Raw genomic sequence first — 16,737 nt, 5'->3', positions numbered from 1 at the left:
CATGAAGCCGCACATCGCTCCGCTCATCGAGGAGAACCGCTCCCACCCGCACCTCGCCGGCCTGCTGGGCGCCTACCACCTGGCCAACCAGGCGGAGAAGGGGACGCCCGTGGCGGCGGTCGCCGGGCTTCCGGCCACATACCGGGGGGAGGCCGAGGACCCGGCCGCCGCGTTCGCCGCCGACACGGTCCTGCTCGCCACCCCGCACGGCGGGGACGGGCCGGTCGGCTGCGTCGTCCTGAAGGCTCCCCGTGAGGGGCGCACGCCCGAGGTCAAGCGCCTCTGGGTCGAGCCGGGGGAGCGCCGGAAGGGCCTCGCGCGGGCCCTCGTGGCCGAGGCCCTGCGCCGGGCCGCCGCCCTCGGAGCGCCCGCCGTGCGCCTCACGGTCTGGAACTGGCGCCAGGAGCCGCTGGCCCTCTACCGGAGCCTCGGCTTCGAGACCGTCCCCTCCTGGGACGCCCGCCCCGACCTCCTCTGCCTGGAGAAGCCGCTCGCGGCCGACCGGATCGCGCGCCTCACCCCCGACGCCGTCCGCGACCACGCCCCCGACGGCCTCGCCGCGCTCCTCGTGGACGCCGTGGACGGCGGGGCCTCCGTCGGCTTCCTCGCGCCCCTGGACGCCGCCGAGGCGGCCTCCTGGTGGCTCCGGGCCGCCGGGGAGGCCGAGAAGGGCGTACGGGACGTCTGGGCGGCCCTGGACGGCGACGGGCGCCCGGCCGGGGCCGTCACCCTCGTCCGTACCGGCGCCGCCAACGGCCGGCACCGGGGCGAGATCGCCCGGCTCCTGGTCCACCGCTCCGCCCGGGGCCGGGGCCTCGGACGGCGGCTGCTCGCCGCGGCCGAGGCGCACGCCGCCGCCACCGGCCTCACCCTGCTCGTCCTGGACACGCAGACCGGCAGCCCGGCCGAGCGCCTCTACCGGGGCGCGGGCTGGACCGCCGCCGGGACGATCCCGGAGTACGCCGCCGACCCGGCCGGGACCCTCCGCGCGACCACGCTGTACTACAAGCGGCTCGGCTAGGGCACGCGAAAGGGCCCCGGGAGGCCGTATAGCCTCCCGGGGCCCTTCGTACGCGTACCGTCCGCTACGGCAGCTGCGCCGCCCGCGCCTCCCGGCTCTCGCGCCGGTTGCCGCGGAAGGTGTTCACCCGGCGGGCCGTCGCGAAGAGCGGGATGACCGCGCCCATCACGACCTGGAGCGCACAGCCGGTCTGGAGCAGGAACTGCCCGCCCGGGGCGTCGAACGCCCAGGCCGCCAGCATCCCCATCGCGCCGACGATCCAGCTGAGCATCGCCACCGCGAGCACGCCGCGCGGCTTCGGGTACTCGACCCGGCTCACCATCAGCCAGGCCACCCCGATGATCGCGAGCAGCGTCGGGATGAACGGGAGCTCCAGGAGCACGATCGAGACGACCGTCAGCGCGCCGAAGGGGCTCGGCATCCCCTGGAACATGCCGTCCTTCATGGTCACGCAGGAGAATCTCGCCAGCCTGAGGACCACCGCGAGCAGCACCACGATCGCGGCCACCGCCGAGACCTTCTGCTGCGCATCGTCCGCGACCATCCCGTACACGAGCACGAAGTAGGCCGGGGCCAGACCGAAGCTGATCAGGTCCGACAGGTTGTCCAGCTCGGCGCCCATCGGGGACGAGCGGAGCTTGCGCGCCACGATCCCGTCGAAGAGGTCGAAGATCGCCGCGCACAGCATGAGGATCACGGCGGTGGCGGCGCTGTTGCGCGCCATGCCGGTCTCGCTGCTGCCCGTCAGGTGCGGGATGAGGATGCCCGTGGTGGTGAAGTACACCGCCATGAAGCCGCACGTGGCGTTACCGAGCGTGAGGGCGTCCGCTATGGACAGCCTCAGCGACAGCGGCATCTCCTCGGCCTCTTCGGCCGACTCGGTCCCGGTGTCGGCGGCCCAGTCGGCCGCCCGTGTGTCGGGGTCAATCACGGTCAATGCGAGTCACCCCCGCCGTGGTGACCTGACCGACCTCGACCGCGACCTCGACGCCCTCGGGGAGGTAGATGTCGACGCGCGAGCCGAAGCGGATCAGGCCGATGCGGTCACCCTGCTCGACCTTCGTCCCCTGCGGGACGTACGGCACGATGCGCCGGGCGACGGCGCCCGCGATCTGCACCATCTCGATGTCGCCGAGCTCGGTGTCGAAGTGCCAGACGACGCGCTCGTTGTTCTCGCTCTCCTTGTTGAACGCCGGGACGAACCCACCGGGGACGTGCTCCACGGACGTCACCGTGCCGGCCAGCGGCGCGCGGTTGACGTGGACGTTCAGCGGGCTCATGAAGATGGCGACCCGGGTGCGCCCGTCCTTCCACGGCATGATGCTCTGCACCACGCCGTCGGCGGGGGAGATGACCCGGCCCTGAGCGATCTCGCGCTCGGGGTCGCGGAAGAACCACAACATGCCGGCCGCGAGAGCGGTGGTCGGCACGGCGATGGCCGCGGCGCGCCGCGAGCCGCGGGCGCGCACGAGGCTGAGCGCCGCGGTGGCGACGGTCGGCAGGAGCCACGGCGATGCTCCGCGCGCGAGGCGTACGCCCTTGAGGCTGTCGCGGTGTGCAGAGGTTTGGCTGTGGGGCATGGATGACCTTCGTAGCGGATGATGCCGCGCAGGCAACGGGGACGGCGGCTTTCCGGCGATGCTATCGGTTGCGGGGCGCAACTGGGCAAGCCAGGAACCGAGTCGGAGGCCGGAAGACGAACACAGGGTGTGATCTTCTTCGCGGCCTTACCGGCTCAAAAGCGACAATCATCCCTGGAATCGGTACTCCTCGAGCAGCCGACGACCAATGATCATTTTCTGGATCTCGGCGGTACCTTCACCGATGAGCAGCATCGGGGCCTCGCGGTAGAGGCGCTCGATCTCGTACTCCTTCGAGAACCCGTATCCACCGTGGATGCGGAAGGCGTCCTCGACGACCTCCTTGCAGTACTCGGAGGCGAGGTACTTCGCCATCCCTGCTTCGAGGTCGTTTCGTTCCCCGGAGTCCTTTTTGCGTGCTGCGTTGACCATCATCGCATGAGCGGCCTCGACCTTGGTAGCCATTTCGGCCAGCTTGAACTGGATCGCCTGGTGCTGGGCGATCGGCTTGCCGAAAGTGTGACGCTGCTGGGCATACGAGACACCCAGCTCGAACGCACGCTGAGCGACGCCGCAGCCACGGGCCGCGACATTCACGCGCCCGACCTCGACACCGTCCATCATTTGGTAAAACCCCCGGCCGGTTTCCCCGCCGAGTACACGATTGGCCGGAATGCGCAGTCCGTCCATGATGAGCTCGGTCGTGTCGACGCCCTTGTAGCCCATCTTGTCGATCTTCCCGGGGATGGTGAGGCCGGGGCGGACCTCTCCGAAGCCGGGCTCCTTCTCCACGAGGAAGGTCGTCATCGACTTGTGGGGCGCGGTGCCCTCGGGGTGTCCTTCGTCACTCCGGACCAGAACGGCCACCAGCGAGGACGTCCCGCCGTTCGTCAGCCACATCTTCTGGCCGTTGAGGACGTACTCGTCGCCGTCCTTCACCGCCTTCGACGTGATGGCCGACACGTCCGAGCCGAGGGCCGGCTCCGACATCGAGAACGCGCCGCGCGTCTCGCCGGCCGCCATCCGCGGAAGGAAGTACTCCTTCTGCTCCTGGGTGCCGTGCTGCTTGAGCATGTACGCCACGATGAAGTGGGTGTTGATGATGCCGGAGACCGACATCCAGCCGCGGGCGATCTCCTCCACGCACAGCGCGTAGGTGAGCAGCGACTCGCCCAGGCCCCCGTACTCCTCGGGGATCATCAGGCCGAAGACGCCGAGCTCCTTGAGCCCGTCCACGATCTGCTGGGGGTACTCGTCGCGGTGCTCCAGGTCCGTCGCGACCGGGATGATCTCCTTGTCGACGAAGTCCCGGACGGTGGCGAGGATCTCCTGCTGGACGTCGGTCAGACCGTGGGTCTGGGCGAGTCGCGCCATGACTACTTCTCCGTCTTCTTGGAGGGCTCGACGAGCACGGGGCGGCCGGGCTGCTCGCCGCCGCGCTCCTTGATGTACGTCTCGGTGGGGACCATCACCTTGCGGCGGAAGACGCACACCAGGGTGCCGTCCTGCTTGTAGCCCTTGGTCTCGACGTGGACGATGCCGCGGTCGTTCTTCGACTTCGACGGGGTCTTGTCGAGGACCGTCGTCTCGCCGTAGATCGTGTCGCCGTGGAAGGTCGGCGCCACGTGCCGCAGCGACTCGATCTCCAGGTTGGCGATGGCCTTGCCGGAGACGTCCGGCACGGACATGCCGAGCAGCAGCGAGTAGATGTAGTTGCCGACGACGACGTTCTTGCCGAAGTCCGTCGTGTTCTCCGCGTAGTTCACGTCCATGTGCAGCGGATGGTGGTTCATCGTGAGCAGACAGAAGAGGTGGTCGTCGTATTCGGTGACCGTTTTCCCGGGCCAGTGCTTGTAGACGGCACCGACCTCGAACTCTTCGTACGTGCGGCCGAACTGCATGGGACTCAGGCCTCCGGGATCTCGAACTTGCTGGTGCGCTGCATACCGGCGGCGCGGCCCTTGCCGGAGATGACCAGGGCCATCTTGCGGGAGGCCTCGTCGATCATCTCGTCGCCGAGCATCGCGGAGCCCTTCTTCCCGCCGGCCTCGGACGTGTAGTAGTCGTACGCGTCGAGGATCAGCTCGGCGTGGTCGTAGTCCTCCTGCGACGGCGAGAAGATCTCGTTCGCGGCGGCGACCTGGTCCGGGTGCAGCACCCACTTGCCGTCGAAGCCCAGGGCGGCGGCCCGCCGGGCCACGGCCTTGTAGCCCTCCTGGTTGCGGATCTGGAGGTAGGGGCCGTCGATCGCCTGGAGGTTGTTGGCGCGGGCGGCCATCAGGATGCTCATCAGGATGTGGTGGTAGGCGTCGGCCGGGTAGCCGGGCGGCTGCTCGCCCACGACCAGCGACTTCATGTTGATGGAGGCCATGAAGTCGGCCGGGCCGAAGATGATCGTCTCGACGCGCTGGGAGGCCTGCGCGATCGCGTTGACGTTGGTCAGGCCCTGGGCGTTCTCGATCTGCGCCTCGATGCCGATCTTGCCGACCTCGAAGCCCATGGTCTTCTCGATCTGGGTGAGCAGCAGGTCGAGCGCGACGATCTGCTGCGCGTCCTGGACCTTCGGCAGCATGATGCAGTCGAGGTTCTGGCCGGCGCCCTCGACGACCGTGACGACGTCCCGGTACGTCCAGTGGGTTGTCCAGTCGTTCACGCGGACCACGCGCGTCTTGCCGGTCCAGTCGCCCTCGTTCAGGAACTTCACGATGGTGTGGCGCGCCTCGGGCTTGGCCAGCGGGGCGCAGGCGTCCTCCAGGTCCAGGAAGACCTGGTCGGCGGCGAGGCCCTGGGCCTTCTCCAGGAAGCGCGGGTTGGAGCCGGGGACCGCCAGGCAGGAACGGCGGGGGCGCAGCCGGTTCACGGGGGACGCGGGGCTGGTCATGCGGGGACCTCCAGGGGATCGAGCTTGTTCGCTTTCCGGATCTCGTCGACGATACGGCCGATGATCTCCGTGATACCGAAGTCCTTCGGTGTGAAGACGGCGGCCACACCCGCGCGCTTCAGTTCTGCGGCGTCGGCGTTCGGGATGATCCCGCCGACGATGACCGGGATGTCGGCGGCGCCCGCCTCGCGCAGGCGCTCCAGCACGTCCGGGACCAGCTCGGCGTGCGAGCCGGAGAGGATCGACAGGCCCACGCAGTGCACGTCCTCGGCCAGGGCCGCGTTGACGATCTGCTCGGGGGTCAGCCGGATCCCCTGGTAGACCACCTCGAAACCGGCGTCACGCGCGCGTACGGCGATCTGCTCGGCTCCGTTGGAGTGCCCGTCGAGACCGGGCTTGCCGACGAGCAGCCGCAGCCGTCCGGCGTTCAGCTCCTCGGCGGTCCGCGCCACCTTCTCGCGGACGAGGGCCAGCGGCGTGCCCGCCTCGGCGGTCACCGCGACCGGGGCGGAGGAGACGCCCGTCGGGGCGCGGAACTCGCCGAAGACGTCCCGCAGCGCCCAGGACCACTCCCCGGTGGTGACGCCCGCACGCGCGCACTCCAGGGTGGCGGCGAAGAGGTTGCCGTCGCCGGCCGCCGTCGCCTTCAGCGCGGCCAGGGACTCCTGGGCGCGGTTCTCGTCGCGGTTGTCGCGCCACTCGTGGAGGGCGGCGACGACCCGCGCCTCGTTCGCCGGGTCCACCGTCATGATCGCGGTGTCCAGGTCGGCGGTGAGGGGGTTCTCCTCGGTCGACTGGAAGATGTTGACGCCGACGATCTTCTCCTCGCCGGCCTCGATCCGGGCGCGCCGCTCGGCGTGCGAGGAGACGAGCTGCGACTTGAGGTAGCCGGACTCGACGGCGGCCATCGCGCCGCCCATCTCCTGGATCCGGTCGATCTCGGCCAGGCACTCCTCGACGAGGGCGTCGACCTTGGCCTCGATGACGTGCGAGCCGGCGAAGATGTCCTCGTACTCCAGGAGGTCGGACTCGTGGGCGAGCACCTGCTGGATGCGGAGCGACCACTGCTGGTCCCAGGGCCGGGGCAGGCCCAGGGCCTCGTTCCAGGCGGGGAGCTGGACGGCCCGCGCGCGGGCGTCCTTGGAGAGGGTGACGGCCAGCATCTCCAGGACGATCCGCTGGACGTTGTTCTCCGGCTGGGCCTCGGTCAGGCCGAGCGAGTTGACCTGTACGCCGTAGCGGAACCGGCGCTGCTTGGCGTTCTCGATGCCGTACCGCTCCAGGGTGACCTTGTCCCAGATGCGGCCGAAGGCGCGCATCTTGCACATCTCCTCGACGAAGCGGACGCCCGCGTTCACGAAGAACGAGATGCGGGCGACCACCTCGCCGAAGCGGTCCTCCGGGACCTGGCCGGAGTCCCGGACCGCGTCCAGCACCGCGATGGCGGTGGACATCGCGTACGAGATCTCCTGGACCGGAGTGGCCCCGGCCTCCTGCAGGTGGTAGCTGCAGATGTTGATCGGGTTCCACTTCGGGATGCTGTTCACCGTGTAGGTGATCATGTCCGTCGTGAGGCGGAGGGAGGGGCCGGGCGGGAAGACGTGCGTCCCGCGCGACAGGTACTCCTTCACGATGTCGTTCTGGGTGGTGCCCTGGAGCCTGGTGACGTCCGCGCCCTGCTCCTCCGCCACCACCTGGTAGAGCGCCAGGAGCCACATCGCCGTGGCGTTGATCGTCATCGAGGTGTTCATCTGCTCCAGGGGGATGTCCTGGAACAGCCGGCGCATGTCACCGAGGTGCGAGACGGGGACTCCGACCCGGCCGACCTCGCCGCGGGCGAGGATGTGGTCGGGGTCGTATCCGGTCTGCGTCGGCAGGTCGAAGGCGACCGAGAGGCCGGTCTGACCCTTGGCGAGGTTGCGCCGGTACAGCTCGTTGGACGCCTCGGCGGTCGAGTGACCGGCGTACGTCCGCATGAGCCACGGACGGTCCTTCTGGCGCTCAGTCATCTATGGTCCCGGGCTCAGATGTTGCGGAAGCGGTTGATGGCGTCGATGTGCTGGGCCCGCAGCTCCGGGTCGCGCACGCCCAGGCCCTCCTCGGGCGAGAGGGCGAGGACGCCGACCTTGCCCTGGTGGAGGTTGCGGTGGACGTCGTAGGCGGCCTGGCCGGTCTCCTCCAGGGAGTAGACCTTCGACAGGGTCGGGTGGATCTTGCCCTTGGCGATCAGGCGGTTGGCCTCCCACGCCTCGCGGTAGTTCGCGAAGTGCGAGCCGATGATCCGCTTGAGCGACATCCACAGGTAGCGGTTGTCGTACTGGTGCATGTAGCCGGAGGTCGAGGCGCAGGTGGTGATGGTGCCGCCCTTGCGGGTGACGTACACGGAGGCGCCGAAGGTCTCGCGGCCCGGGTGCTCGAAGACGATGTCGATGTCCTCGCCGCCGGTGAGCTCGCGGATGCGCTTGCCGAAGCGCTTCCACTCCTTCGGGTCCTGGGTGTGCTCGTCCTTCCAGAACTTGTAGCCCTCGGCGTTGCGGTCGATGACCGCCTCGGCGCCCATGGACCGGCAGATGTCGGCCTTCTCGGGGGAGGAGACGACGCAGATCGGGTTGGCGCCGCCGGCCAGGGCGAACTGGGTGGCGTACGAGCCGAGGCCGCCACTGGCACCCCAGATCAGGACGTTGTCGCCCTGCTTCATGCCGGCGCCGTTGCGGGAGACCAGCTGGCGGTACGCGGTGGAGTTGACGAGGCCCGGGGCCGCCGCCTCCTCCCAGCTCAGGTGGTCCGGCTTCGGCATCAGCTGGTTGGACTTGACGAGGGCGATCTCCGCCAGGCCGCCGAAGTTGGTCTCGAAGCCCCAGATGCGCTGCTCGGGGTCGAGCATCGTGTCGTTGTGGCCGTCCGAGGACTCCAGCTCGACCGAGAGGCAGTGCGCGACGACCTCGTCGCCCGGCTTCCAGGAGTTGACGCCCGGGCCGGTGCGCAGGACGACGCCCGCGAGGTCGGAGCCGATGACGTGGTACGGCAGGTCGTGGCGCTTGGTCAGCTCGGAGAGACGGCCGTAGCGCTCCAGGAAGCCGAAGGTCGACACCGGCTCGAAGATCGAGGTCCACACCGAGTTGTAGTTGACCGAGGAGGCCATGACGGCGACGAGCGCCTCGCCCGGGCCGAGCTCGGGCAGCGGGACGTTGTCCAGGTGGAGCGACTTGCGCGGGTCCTTGTCGCGGCTGGCGAGTCCGGTGAACATCTCCGCCTCGTCCTTATGGACGGTGACGGCGCGGTACGACTCGGGGAGCTTGATGTTCGCGAAGTCGGCGGACGTGGAGTCCGGGGACTGGATCGCGTCCAGGATTTCCTTCACGGGTTGCCTCCGGCGGTGAGCGTCCGGGGGAGGACGCCTGAGGGTTACGGCGGTGAGTGCTGCTGTGGAGGTGTGCCGTCGGTTCGGCTGGGTCGTGCGGTGGCGCGGCGCCGGTCGGGCGCGGGGTTGCCTGTGACGCAGGCGTCCGGGCACACGAGCCGTCGGCTCGTGGGGACAGCCGGCGCACGAGGTTGGTCTCTGCGCGCCGGCCGCCCGGACAACATCAACGTATGGCACGCCGTGTCACCTGACAAGGCACTCGGTGCCAACAATTTCACTCAGATGCAATCCGGCGGTCACACATGAGCGATGATCGATCGAATCATGCCCGCAAACGGGCTCCGAGCTGGGCAAACACGACGAGGGCCGTCCCCGGAATCCGGGAACGGCCCTCGTCGTGAGAAGCGGCTCAGGCGGTGCCGAGCGCCTTCTGGATGGTCCGCATGACCTCGTCGAGCGGCGCGTCCGTGCGCGCCACCGCGACCACCACGTCACCGGTGGTGGAGGCCCGGACGGCGGGGGCGGTCTCCTCCCGCGCCTCCGGGGCCGTGGCGGCGGAGGCCGCGGACGGGGCCGGCCGGCCCGCGCCTATGCCCGTCCCAAAGGTCTCCCGGACGATCGCGAAGGCGTGGTCGAGCTGGGCCTCCACGTCGCCCCGCCCGCCCGCCCGCAGCCAGCGGCGTAGCACGTGGTTGTGGGCGGTGACGACCGCCGAGGCGGCCACCTCGGCGAGCAGCGGGTCGTCGTTGCCGTCGTGGTGGTCGCGCTCGTCGAAGTGTCCGAGGAGGTACCGGGTGAAGAGGCGCTCGTAGCGGGCCACCGAGGCGATCTCCCGCTCCCGCAGGGTCGGCACCTCGCGGGTGAGCCGGTAGCGCTCCACGGAGACCGCGGGGGACCCCGCGTACATCTTCATGACCTCCTTGATGCCCCGGCATACCGTGTCGAGCGGGTGCTCGTGCGGCGGCGCGGCGTTCAGCACCGCCTCCGCCCGCACCAGGGTGTCGTCGTGGTCGGGGAAGATCGCCTCTTCCTTGGACCGGAAGTGCCGGAAGAAGGTCCGCCGCGCGACCCCGGCCGCGGCCGCGATCTCGTCCACCGTGGTGGCCTCGTACCCCTTGGTCGCGAAGAGCTCCATCGCGGCGGTGGCGAGCTCCCGGCGCATCTTGAGCCGCTGTGCGGCGGCACGGGTGCCCGCCGCGCTCTCCGGAGCGTCGGACGGGGAGGTGGCACGGGGTGACTTCGCGGCCTTGGGCATGGTCCGAACGTACTGCATCGGGGGAGGAGTGTGCCCAGGTGGGGGCGGGGAGCCCGCCGGGGCACCGGGGGTGCCCGAGGGGCTCAGGAGCCCGCCCCAACCGGGGGTGCGGGGCTCAGCGTCGGGCATATTCGCGGAAGCCGCGACCCGTCTTGCGGCCCAGGCAGCCGGCCGCCACCAGGTGCTCCAGGAGCGGGGCCGGGGCGAGGCCGGGGTCGCGGAACTCGCGGTGCAGGACCTGCTCGATCGCGAGCGAGACGTCCAGGCCGACCACGTCGAGCAGCTCGAACGGGCCCATCGGGTAGCCGCCGCCCAGCTTCATGGCGGCGTCGATGTCGTCCAGGGTCGCGTAGTGCTCCTGGACCATCTTGATCGCGTTGTTCAGGTACGGGAAGAGCAGCGCGTTCACGATGAAGCCGGCCCGGTCGCCGCAGTCCACCGGGTGCTTGCGGATCTTCGCGGTGACCTCGCGGACGGTGGCGTGGACGTCGTCGCCGGTCAGGACCGTGCGGACGATCTCCACCAGCTTCATCGCGGGCGCCGGGTTGAAGAAGTGCATCCCGATGACGTCCTGCGGGCGGGTGGTGGCCCGCGCACAGGCCACGACCGGCAGCGAGGAGGTCGTGGTGGCGAGCACGGCGCCCGGCTTGCAGATCTTGTCGAGCCGCGCGAACAGGTCCTGCTTGACCTCCAGGTCCTCCGCGACCGCCTCGACCGCCAGGTCGACCTCGGCGAAGGCGTCGAGCGTGCCGGCCGGGGCGATCAGGGCGAGCACGGTGTCGCGGGCCTCGGCCGTCATCCTGCCCTTGGAAACCGAACGCTCCAGGGACGTGGCGATCCGGGCCTTGGCGGCGTCCGCCTTCTCCTGGGAGCGGGCGGCGAGCACGACCTCGTACCCGGCCTTGGCGAAGACCTCCGCGATGCCCGAGGCCATGGTGCCCGAGCCGGCGACGCCGACCGAGCGGACCTCGCGCCCGCCGGCGCTCTCCGCCGAGGTCAGCGGGGTCAGCGCGTCGCGCACCACCTCGTCGGAGCCCGGCGCCGCGTACGTGTAGAAGCCGCGGCCCGCCTTGCGGCCGGTCAGGCCCGCCTCGCTGAGCTGCTTGAGGATCGGGGCCGGGGCGTGCAGCCGGTCGTGCGAGGAGGCGTACATGGCCTCCAGGACCGTGCGGGCCGTGTCCACGCCGATCAGGTCGAGCAGCGCGAGCGGGCCCATCGGCAGGCCGCAGCCCAGCCTCATCGCCGCGTCGATGTCCTCGCGGGAGGCGTACTTGGCCTCGTACATGGCGGCGGCCTGGTTGAGGTAGCCGAAGAGCAGCCCGTCCGCGATGAAACCGGCCCGGTCCCCGACCGCCACCGGCTCCTTGCCGAGGTCCTGGGCGAGCCGGGTGACGGCGTCGACGGCCCGCGGGTCGGTCAGCACCGAGGAGACCACCTCGACCAGCTTCATGGCCTGGACCGGAGTGAAGAAGTGCAGGCCGAGCACCCGCTCGGGGTGCGCCGAGTCGGCCGCGAGCCGGGTGACGGAGAGCGCGTTGGTGCCGGTCGCCAGGATCGCGTCGGGCCGGACGATGCCGTCCAGGGCCCGGAAGACCTCGTGCTTCGCCTCGTACGACTCCGGCACGACCTCGATCACGAGGTCGGCCGCGGCGGCCGCCTGGAGGTCGGAGAAGGTGCGGAAGCGGGCCAGCACGTCCTGGCGCTCCTCCTCGGTGATCCGCTCGCGGGCCACGGCGCGGGCGGTGGAGGCCTCCAGGGCGGCGACGGCCCGGGCGGCGGCGGTGTCGCTGACGTCGATGCCGATGACCTCGCGGCCGGCCCGGGCGAGGACGTCGGCGATACCCGCGCCCATGGTGCCGAGACCGACGACGGCGATGGTGGAGAGAGGGGTGTCCATCAGGGGACTCCAGAGAGGAAGAGTGACGACTGAGGGCGGTGCGTGCGGGTGGTGCCGCTGAATTGCGCGGGCGCGAGGAGAACCGCGGGAAACACACGGGAAGGGGCCCGTGGAAAAGGGCGGCGCCCGGTGGAAGAGGGGTGACGGGCTCTGTCCCGGAGCCGCGTCGAAACTGCCGAACCGACGTGCGCTCACCACGGCTGCGTCACCAGGCCGTTGTGAGAAGCGGGGGTTGACCCGCTCACCTGAGATTAACCGGCGGGTAACGAGCGCGCCAGTCCCGGGAAGTCGAGAAAATGTGATCTGGATCGCGGATAGGCTCGGTTTCATGGAATACGCCGAGGATCCGGAATTCTGCTCGATGATCGATCGATTGCGCGACGAGATCGGGAATGACACCGGAGAAGTCCCGGCTCCATTCGGTCGGCTCGCGGAAACCGGTGACCCCGGGGAACTGCCCGCCGACCCCGAGGAACTGCACCGCGTCCTCACCGCGCCCGGACAGCCGCTCTGGGCCCGCGAGGTCGCCGCCTACGCGCTCGGCGTCGCCGGCGACCCGCGCGCCTTCGAGGCCCTCGTCCTGTTCCTCAACCACCGCGACCCCGAGCGCTGCGTCACCGCCGCCCACGCCCTGGCCCGGCTCGGCGACCCCCGCACCGCCCGCGCGGCCGCCGCCCTCGCCACCAACGAACTCCGGGCCGCCTACGCCCTGCTGCCGGTCCGGCTGCTCGCCGAACTGCGCGCCCCCGAGTCCGTACCGGCCCTGATCACCGTCCTCGAACGGCGCCTCCCGGCCGCCGACCCGCACTGGCGGGTCGGCCTCGCCTGCGTCGAGGGCCTCGGCACCCTCGGCGACCCCCGGGCCCGCCCCGCCCTGGAGTCCGCCCTGCCCCACCCCCGCCTCGGCGCGGCGGCCGCGCGCTCCCTGGACCTGCTCGGCCCGGAGCGCGCAGCCGACCGCCCCTGAGGGGAGGGGCGTTCGCGCGCAGGGAACCCCTCAGTCGTACGGGGAACGCTTCCGCCGTACGGAACCCCTCAGCGCACGTGGCCGAGGAGCCCGTGCAGGGTGGTGCCGGCCGGTTCGGTCCGCGCGGTGCCCACGCGCGCGCCGCTCCTCTCCGGTTCCGTCGACCCGGTCGTGACGACGGGATCCGGCTCCGGCTCCGGGAGCGCGGCGCACACCGCGTCCGCCTCGGCGCCCTCCTCGCCGCGCGGGACCTCGCCCGTGGCCAGGTAGGAGGCCAGGTGGTCGTCGAGGCAGTCGTTCCCGGCCAGCGTCACGCCGTGGTTGCCGCCGCCCTCCTCCACGACCAGACGGGAGCCGCGCAGCAGCCGGTGCAGGGCCACCCCGCCCTCGTACGGCGTCGCCGCGTCGTCCGTCGCCTGGAGGACGAGGACCGGCGGCACCTGGTCGTTGGAGACGTCCGGCGGGGTCAGCGACTCCACCGGCCAGAACGCGCACGGTGCGTTGTACCAGGTGTTGTTCCAGGACGAGAACGGCGCCTTGGCGTGCGTCTCCCAGGCGTCCTTGCGCCAGACGTTCCAGTCGCGCGGCCAGGCCGCGTCCCGGCACTGCACGCTCGCGTAGACCGAGTAGCCGTTGTCACCGGCCGCGTCGGCCTCCCCGTACCGCTCGTACGCCTCAACCAGCGGCCCGGAGTCCCCGTCGTTGACGAACGAGGAGAAGGCGCTCGCCAGCTTGGGCCAGTAGCCGTCGTAGTACCCGCCGGGCAGGAAGGCGTCCTCCAGCTCGCCCGGCCCGACCTTCCCGCCGGCCGGCTCCGCGCGCACCGCGTCGCGCATCCGGTACCAGGCGGCCTCGACCGCCGCCGGATCGCCGCCCAGCCGGTACGTGGCGTCGTAGCGGGCCACCCACGCCATGAAGTCCTTGTGCCGCGCGTCGAAGGCGAAGTTCTGCCCGATGTTGCTCTCGTACCAGACCCCGTGCGGATCGACGACGGAGTCGAGCGCCATCCGCCGCACCCGGTCCGGGTGCAGGCGCGCGTACACGGCGCCCAGATAGGTGCCGTACGAGTAGCCGAGGTAGTTGAGCTTCGGCGCGCCGAGCGCCTCCCGGATCAGGTCCAGGTCCTTGGCCGCGCTCACGGTGTCGATGTACGGCAGCACGTCCGCGTACTTCTCGCCGCAGGCCTCCGCGAAGGCCCGCGCCCGGTCGACCCCGGTCCGCTCGGCCCGCGACCCGCGCGGCACCGAGTCGGGGCGCACCGGGGCGAAGTGGCCGGGCCGGCAGTCGAGCGCGGGCTCGCTCTTCCCGACCCCGCGCGGGTCGAAGCCGATCACGTCGTACTGGGCGGCCACCTCCGCGGGCAGCGCGGCCGCCACGTACCCCGCCATGCCGCGTCCGCTGCCGCCGGGCCCGCCCGGATTCACGAGCAGCGGACCCTGGAAGGTCTCGGCGGTGTGCTGGACCCGGGTCAGGGCGAGCGTCACCTTCCGTCCGGCCAGGTCGTCGTGGTCGAGCGGCACCTCCAGGGTGGCGCACTGGAGCTTCGGGTACGCCTTGGTGGCGCAGTCGGTCCAGGCGAGCCGGGGGAGCGGGCGGGGGGCCGGTTCGACGGCGTCCGCGGGCGCGGCGGGCAGCGCGGCGACCGTCCCGGCCACCAGCGCTCCAGCGGCGATCAGCATTCCTGCGCGTGGGGTCATAGGGCCTTTGTGCCTCGAACGGGCCCCGGCGGGACCCGTTCCGCCCGGAGTTGACCCGAAAGGAGGGGATCGGACGGCGTGTCAGACGGGCCGGTCCGATGATCCGCCCGGCCGTCGGGGGCTTCAGGGTGTCAGTGGTGCTGGGGATTCAGGGGCTTCGGAGCTTCGGGGCTTCCCGCGCTCCGGACGCTTCGGCGGCTTCGGGGGCTTCGGTGGCTTCGACGGTTCAGAGGTTCAGAGGAAGGTGAGCTGCTCCGGGACGGTCGTCGCGCCCGGCTCCTCCGGAGCGGCGGTCCGGCGCGTTCCGCCCCGGCCCGCCGGGCCCATGCCGAACTCGGCCGCCAGTTCGTGCACCTGACGGGTGATCCGGCGCTGGTACCAGGTCGGAGCGTAGGCCCCGTCCGCGTACATCCGCTCGTACCGCCGCACCAGGCCCGGGTGGTGGCGCCCCAGCCACTCCGCGAACCACTCGCGGGCGCCCGGCCGCAGGTGCAGGACGAGCGGGGTGACCGAACTCGCCCCGGCCTCGGCGATCGCGCGGACCGTCGCGCGCAGCTGCTCCGGCCGGTCGCCCAGGAAGGGCACCACGGGGGCCATCAGGACCCCGCAGTCGATGCCGTTCCCGACGAGCGCGCGGACGACGTCGAGGCGGCTCTGCGGGGAGGGGGTGCCGGGCTCGATCGTGCGCCACAGCTCCCGGTCGGTGAAGCCGACGGAGACGGAGACGCCGACCTCGGTGACCCGGGCCGCCTGGGCGAGCAGCTCCAGGTCGCGCAGGATCAGGGTGCCCTTGGTGAGGATCGAGAAGGGGTTGGCGCGGTCGCGCAGGGCGGTGAGGATGCCCGGCATCAGTCCGTACCGCCCCTCCGCCCTCTGGTAGCAGTCGACGTTGGTGCCCACGGCGATGTGCGCGCCCTGCCAGCGGGCGGAGGCGAGCTGGCGGGCGAGCAGTTCGGGGGCGTTGACCTTGACGACGATCTGGGAGTCGAAGCCGAGGCCGGTGTCGAGGTCGAGGTAGGCGTGGGACTTGCGGGCGAAGCAGTACACGCACGCGTGCGTGCAACCCCGGTAGGGATTGACCGTCCATTCGAACGGCATCCGGGAGGCGCCGGGGACCCGGTTCAGGATCGAGCGGGCCCGCACCTCGTGGAAGGTGACGCCCCGGAACTCGGGGGTGTCGAACGTCCGGGTGGTGACCGCGTCCGCACCGAACAGGGAGAGGTCGGCGGGAGCCGGGGGATTCGCGGGATTTTCACCCAGGTTGTCCCAGCGCATGGACGCCTCCTCGATCGCTCGGATCCGGCCGTTCGCTCAGAATAGAACACTTGTTCCCTTGATCGCCGCAACCCGGATTTCGCGCGCCGGAGCCCACGTGGTTCGCTTGGCCCGCAACCCCGAGCAACCACGAGCTGGAGGAAGTCAATGGCGCAGGTCGAGGCCACGACGGAACGGATCATCGCCGCGGACGCCGAGACGGTGTTCGACGCCCTCGCCGACTACAGCGGCACGCGCGCGAAGCTGCTCCCCGAGCACTTCAGCGAGTACGAGGTGCGCGAGGGCGGCGACGGCGAGGGCACCCTCGTCCACTGGAAGCTCCAGGCCACCAGCAAGCGCGTCCGCGACTGCCTCCTGGAGGTGAGCGAGCCCACCGACGGGCAGCTCGTCGAGAAGGACCGCAACTCCTCCATGGTCACCACCTGGACCGTCACCCCCGCGGGCGAGGGGAAGTCCCGCGCCGTCGTCACCACCGTCTGGAACGGCGCCGGGGGCATCGGCGGCTTCTTCGAGAAGACCTTCGCGCCCAAGGGGCTCGGCCGCATCTACGACCTCGTCCTCGCCAAGCTCGCGGCCGAGGTCGAGAAGTAGGACCCGGAGCCCGAGCGGTAACGCCCGGAACCCGAGGAGCGACGTCCGGAGCGTTCACCGGTTCGAGTGGATCGCCCGCGCCTCCCGTGACCGCGCCCGCGCGCGCCGGGGGCGCGGGCCCTCTCGTAAACGCGCTGATGAGCGACCCAAGTGCGCCGCCTCCCGGGGCCGTTCGCCGCCCGGGACCCCACTGACCTCCCGTACCGCCCGAC

At 71.0% G+C, this 16,737-nt stretch carries 14 protein-coding genes and 1 pseudogene; 4 read left to right on the top strand and 11 right to left on the bottom strand.

What is annotated here, in order from left to right:
* Position 1: 1 nt before the first annotated feature.
* Both ACIQD7_RS02655 and ACIQD7_RS02650 read left to right on the top strand, forming a co-directional pair.
* Positions 2–427 (top strand): annotated as a pseudogene (locus tag ACIQD7_RS02655) (GNAT family N-acetyltransferase); the annotation flags it as partial.
* Positions 428–505: 78 nt separating this feature from the next.
* Entirely contained in the window at positions 506–1,021 is a 516-nt protein-coding gene (locus ACIQD7_RS02650) for a GNAT family N-acetyltransferase (protein ID WP_402439690.1), read from the top strand.
* Positions 1,022–1,085: 64 nt separating this feature from the next.
* Here the strand turns inward: ACIQD7_RS02650 and pssA are convergent, their stop codons facing one another.
* The 9 genes from pssA to ACIQD7_RS02605 all read right to left on the bottom strand — a co-directional run bounded on the left by pssA (position 1,086) and on the right by ACIQD7_RS02605 (position 11,995).
* Positions 1,086–1,952 carry a CDP-diacylglycerol--serine O-phosphatidyltransferase gene (gene pssA, locus ACIQD7_RS02645; protein ID WP_121829103.1) on the bottom strand — a complete coding sequence of 289 codons (867 nt, stop codon included), beginning with the start codon at positions 1,950–1,952 and terminating at the stop codon, positions 1,086–1,088.
* Positions 1,945–2,601, bottom strand: a complete 657-nt coding sequence (locus tag ACIQD7_RS02640) for a phosphatidylserine decarboxylase (protein WP_121829069.1) — start codon at positions 2,599–2,601, stop codon at positions 1,945–1,947. Before ACIQD7_RS02640 ends, pssA begins: the two co-directional genes overlap by 8 nt.
* Positions 2,602–2,769: 168 nt before the next feature.
* Positions 2,770–3,975, bottom strand: coding sequence for an acyl-CoA dehydrogenase family protein (locus ACIQD7_RS02635; RefSeq protein ID WP_389665370.1), 1,206 nt, complete (start codon positions 3,973–3,975; stop codon positions 2,770–2,772).
* A 2-nt stretch (positions 3,976–3,977) separates the two neighbouring features.
* Positions 3,978–4,502: a MaoC family dehydratase gene (locus ACIQD7_RS02630; protein ID WP_402438775.1), complete on the bottom strand. Its 525-nt coding sequence runs from the start codon at positions 4,500–4,502 to the stop codon at positions 3,978–3,980.
* A gap of 5 nt (positions 4,503–4,507) precedes the next feature.
* On the bottom strand, positions 4,508–5,482 hold the full coding sequence (locus tag ACIQD7_RS02625) for a CoA ester lyase (RefSeq protein ID WP_121829072.1): 975 nt from the start codon (positions 5,480–5,482) through the stop codon (positions 4,508–4,510).
* On the bottom strand, positions 5,479–7,491 hold the full coding sequence (locus ACIQD7_RS02620) for a protein meaA (RefSeq protein ID WP_121829073.1): 2,013 nt from the start codon (positions 7,489–7,491) through the stop codon (positions 5,479–5,481). Before ACIQD7_RS02620 ends, ACIQD7_RS02625 begins: the two co-directional genes overlap by 4 nt.
* A 14-nt stretch (positions 7,492–7,505) precedes the next feature.
* Complete coding sequence (gene ccrA / locus ACIQD7_RS02615; protein ID WP_121829074.1) at positions 7,506–8,843, bottom strand: crotonyl-CoA carboxylase/reductase; 1,338 nt, start codon at positions 8,841–8,843, stop codon at positions 7,506–7,508.
* 409 nt (positions 8,844–9,252) lie between these two features.
* Positions 9,253–10,098, bottom strand: coding sequence for a TetR family transcriptional regulator (locus ACIQD7_RS02610; protein WP_402438772.1), 846 nt, complete (start codon positions 10,096–10,098; stop codon positions 9,253–9,255).
* A gap of 115 nt (positions 10,099–10,213) precedes the next feature.
* The gene (locus ACIQD7_RS02605; RefSeq protein ID WP_402438771.1) at positions 10,214–11,995 is read right to left on the bottom strand and encodes a 3-hydroxyacyl-CoA dehydrogenase family protein; all 1,782 of its coding nucleotides are present in this window, start codon (positions 11,993–11,995) and stop codon (positions 10,214–10,216) included.
* A gap of 328 nt (positions 11,996–12,323) precedes the next feature.
* Here ACIQD7_RS02605 and ACIQD7_RS02600 point away from each other — a divergent pair, with 328 nt between their 5' ends.
* The gene (locus ACIQD7_RS02600; protein WP_202527984.1) at positions 12,324–12,962 is read left to right on the top strand and encodes a HEAT repeat domain-containing protein; all 639 of its coding nucleotides are present in this window, start codon (positions 12,324–12,326) and stop codon (positions 12,960–12,962) included.
* Positions 12,963–13,030: 68 nt separating this feature from the next.
* On the opposite strand, the gene ACIQD7_RS02595 is transcribed toward ACIQD7_RS02600, so the two are convergent.
* Together ACIQD7_RS02595 and ACIQD7_RS02590 are read right to left on the bottom strand one after the other, a co-directional pair.
* A complete protein-coding gene (locus tag ACIQD7_RS02595; protein ID WP_402438768.1) occupies positions 13,031–14,659 on the bottom strand; it encodes an alpha/beta hydrolase in 1,629 nt (542 codons plus the stop codon).
* A 234-nt stretch (positions 14,660–14,893) separates the two neighbouring features.
* Positions 14,894–15,934 (bottom strand): Rv2578c family radical SAM protein, encoded by a 1,041-nt coding sequence (locus ACIQD7_RS02590; RefSeq protein WP_161373374.1) that lies wholly within the window; start codon positions 15,932–15,934, stop codon positions 14,894–14,896.
* A gap of 147 nt (positions 15,935–16,081) precedes the next feature.
* Here ACIQD7_RS02590 and ACIQD7_RS02585 point away from each other — a divergent pair, with 147 nt between their 5' ends.
* The gene (locus ACIQD7_RS02585; RefSeq protein ID WP_121829080.1) at positions 16,082–16,525 is read left to right on the top strand and encodes an SRPBCC family protein; all 444 of its coding nucleotides are present in this window, start codon (positions 16,082–16,084) and stop codon (positions 16,523–16,525) included.
* Positions 16,526–16,737: the final 212 nt, after the last annotated feature.

The organism is Streptomyces sp. NPDC093071, assembly GCF_044754545.1.
In the GTDB taxonomy this organism is placed as follows: Bacteria; Actinomycetota; Actinomycetes; order Streptomycetales; family Streptomycetaceae; genus Streptomyces.
This window is presented reverse-complemented; position numbering and strand designations above follow the sequence as displayed.

What these genes read in the sequence shown, in the direction of transcription:
- ACIQD7_RS02640 (WP_121829069.1), bottom strand. Translation starts at nt 2,601, where the DNA reads ATGCCCCACAGCCAAACCTCTGCACACCGCGACAGCCTCAAGGGCGTA.
- ACIQD7_RS02635 (WP_389665370.1), bottom strand. Translation starts at nt 3,975, where the DNA reads ATGGCGCGACTCGCCCAGACCCACGGTCTGACCGACGTCCAGCAGGAG.
- ACIQD7_RS02630 (WP_402438775.1), bottom strand. Translation starts at nt 4,502, where the DNA reads ATGCAGTTCGGCCGCACGTACGAAGAGTTCGAGGTCGGTGCCGTCTAC.
- ACIQD7_RS02625 (WP_121829072.1), bottom strand. Translation starts at nt 5,482, where the DNA reads ATGACCAGCCCCGCGTCCCCCGTGAACCGGCTGCGCCCCCGCCGTTCC.
- ACIQD7_RS02620 (WP_121829073.1), bottom strand. Translation starts at nt 7,491, where the DNA reads ATGACTGAGCGCCAGAAGGACCGTCCGTGGCTCATGCGGACGTACGCC.
- ACIQD7_RS02610 (WP_402438772.1), bottom strand. Translation starts at nt 10,098, where the DNA reads ATGCCCAAGGCCGCGAAGTCACCCCGTGCCACCTCCCCGTCCGACGCT.
- ACIQD7_RS02605 (WP_402438771.1), bottom strand. Translation starts at nt 11,995, where the DNA reads ATGGACACCCCTCTCTCCACCATCGCCGTCGTCGGTCTCGGCACCATG.
- ACIQD7_RS02600 (WP_202527984.1), top strand. Translation starts at nt 12,324, where the DNA reads ATGGAATACGCCGAGGATCCGGAATTCTGCTCGATGATCGATCGATTG.
- ACIQD7_RS02595 (WP_402438768.1), bottom strand. Translation starts at nt 14,659, where the DNA reads ATGACCCCACGCGCAGGAATGCTGATCGCCGCTGGAGCGCTGGTGGCC.
- ACIQD7_RS02590 (WP_161373374.1), bottom strand. Translation starts at nt 15,934, where the DNA reads ATGCGCTGGGACAACCTGGGTGAAAATCCCGCGAATCCCCCGGCTCCC.
- ACIQD7_RS02585 (WP_121829080.1), top strand. Translation starts at nt 16,082, where the DNA reads ATGGCGCAGGTCGAGGCCACGACGGAACGGATCATCGCCGCGGACGCC.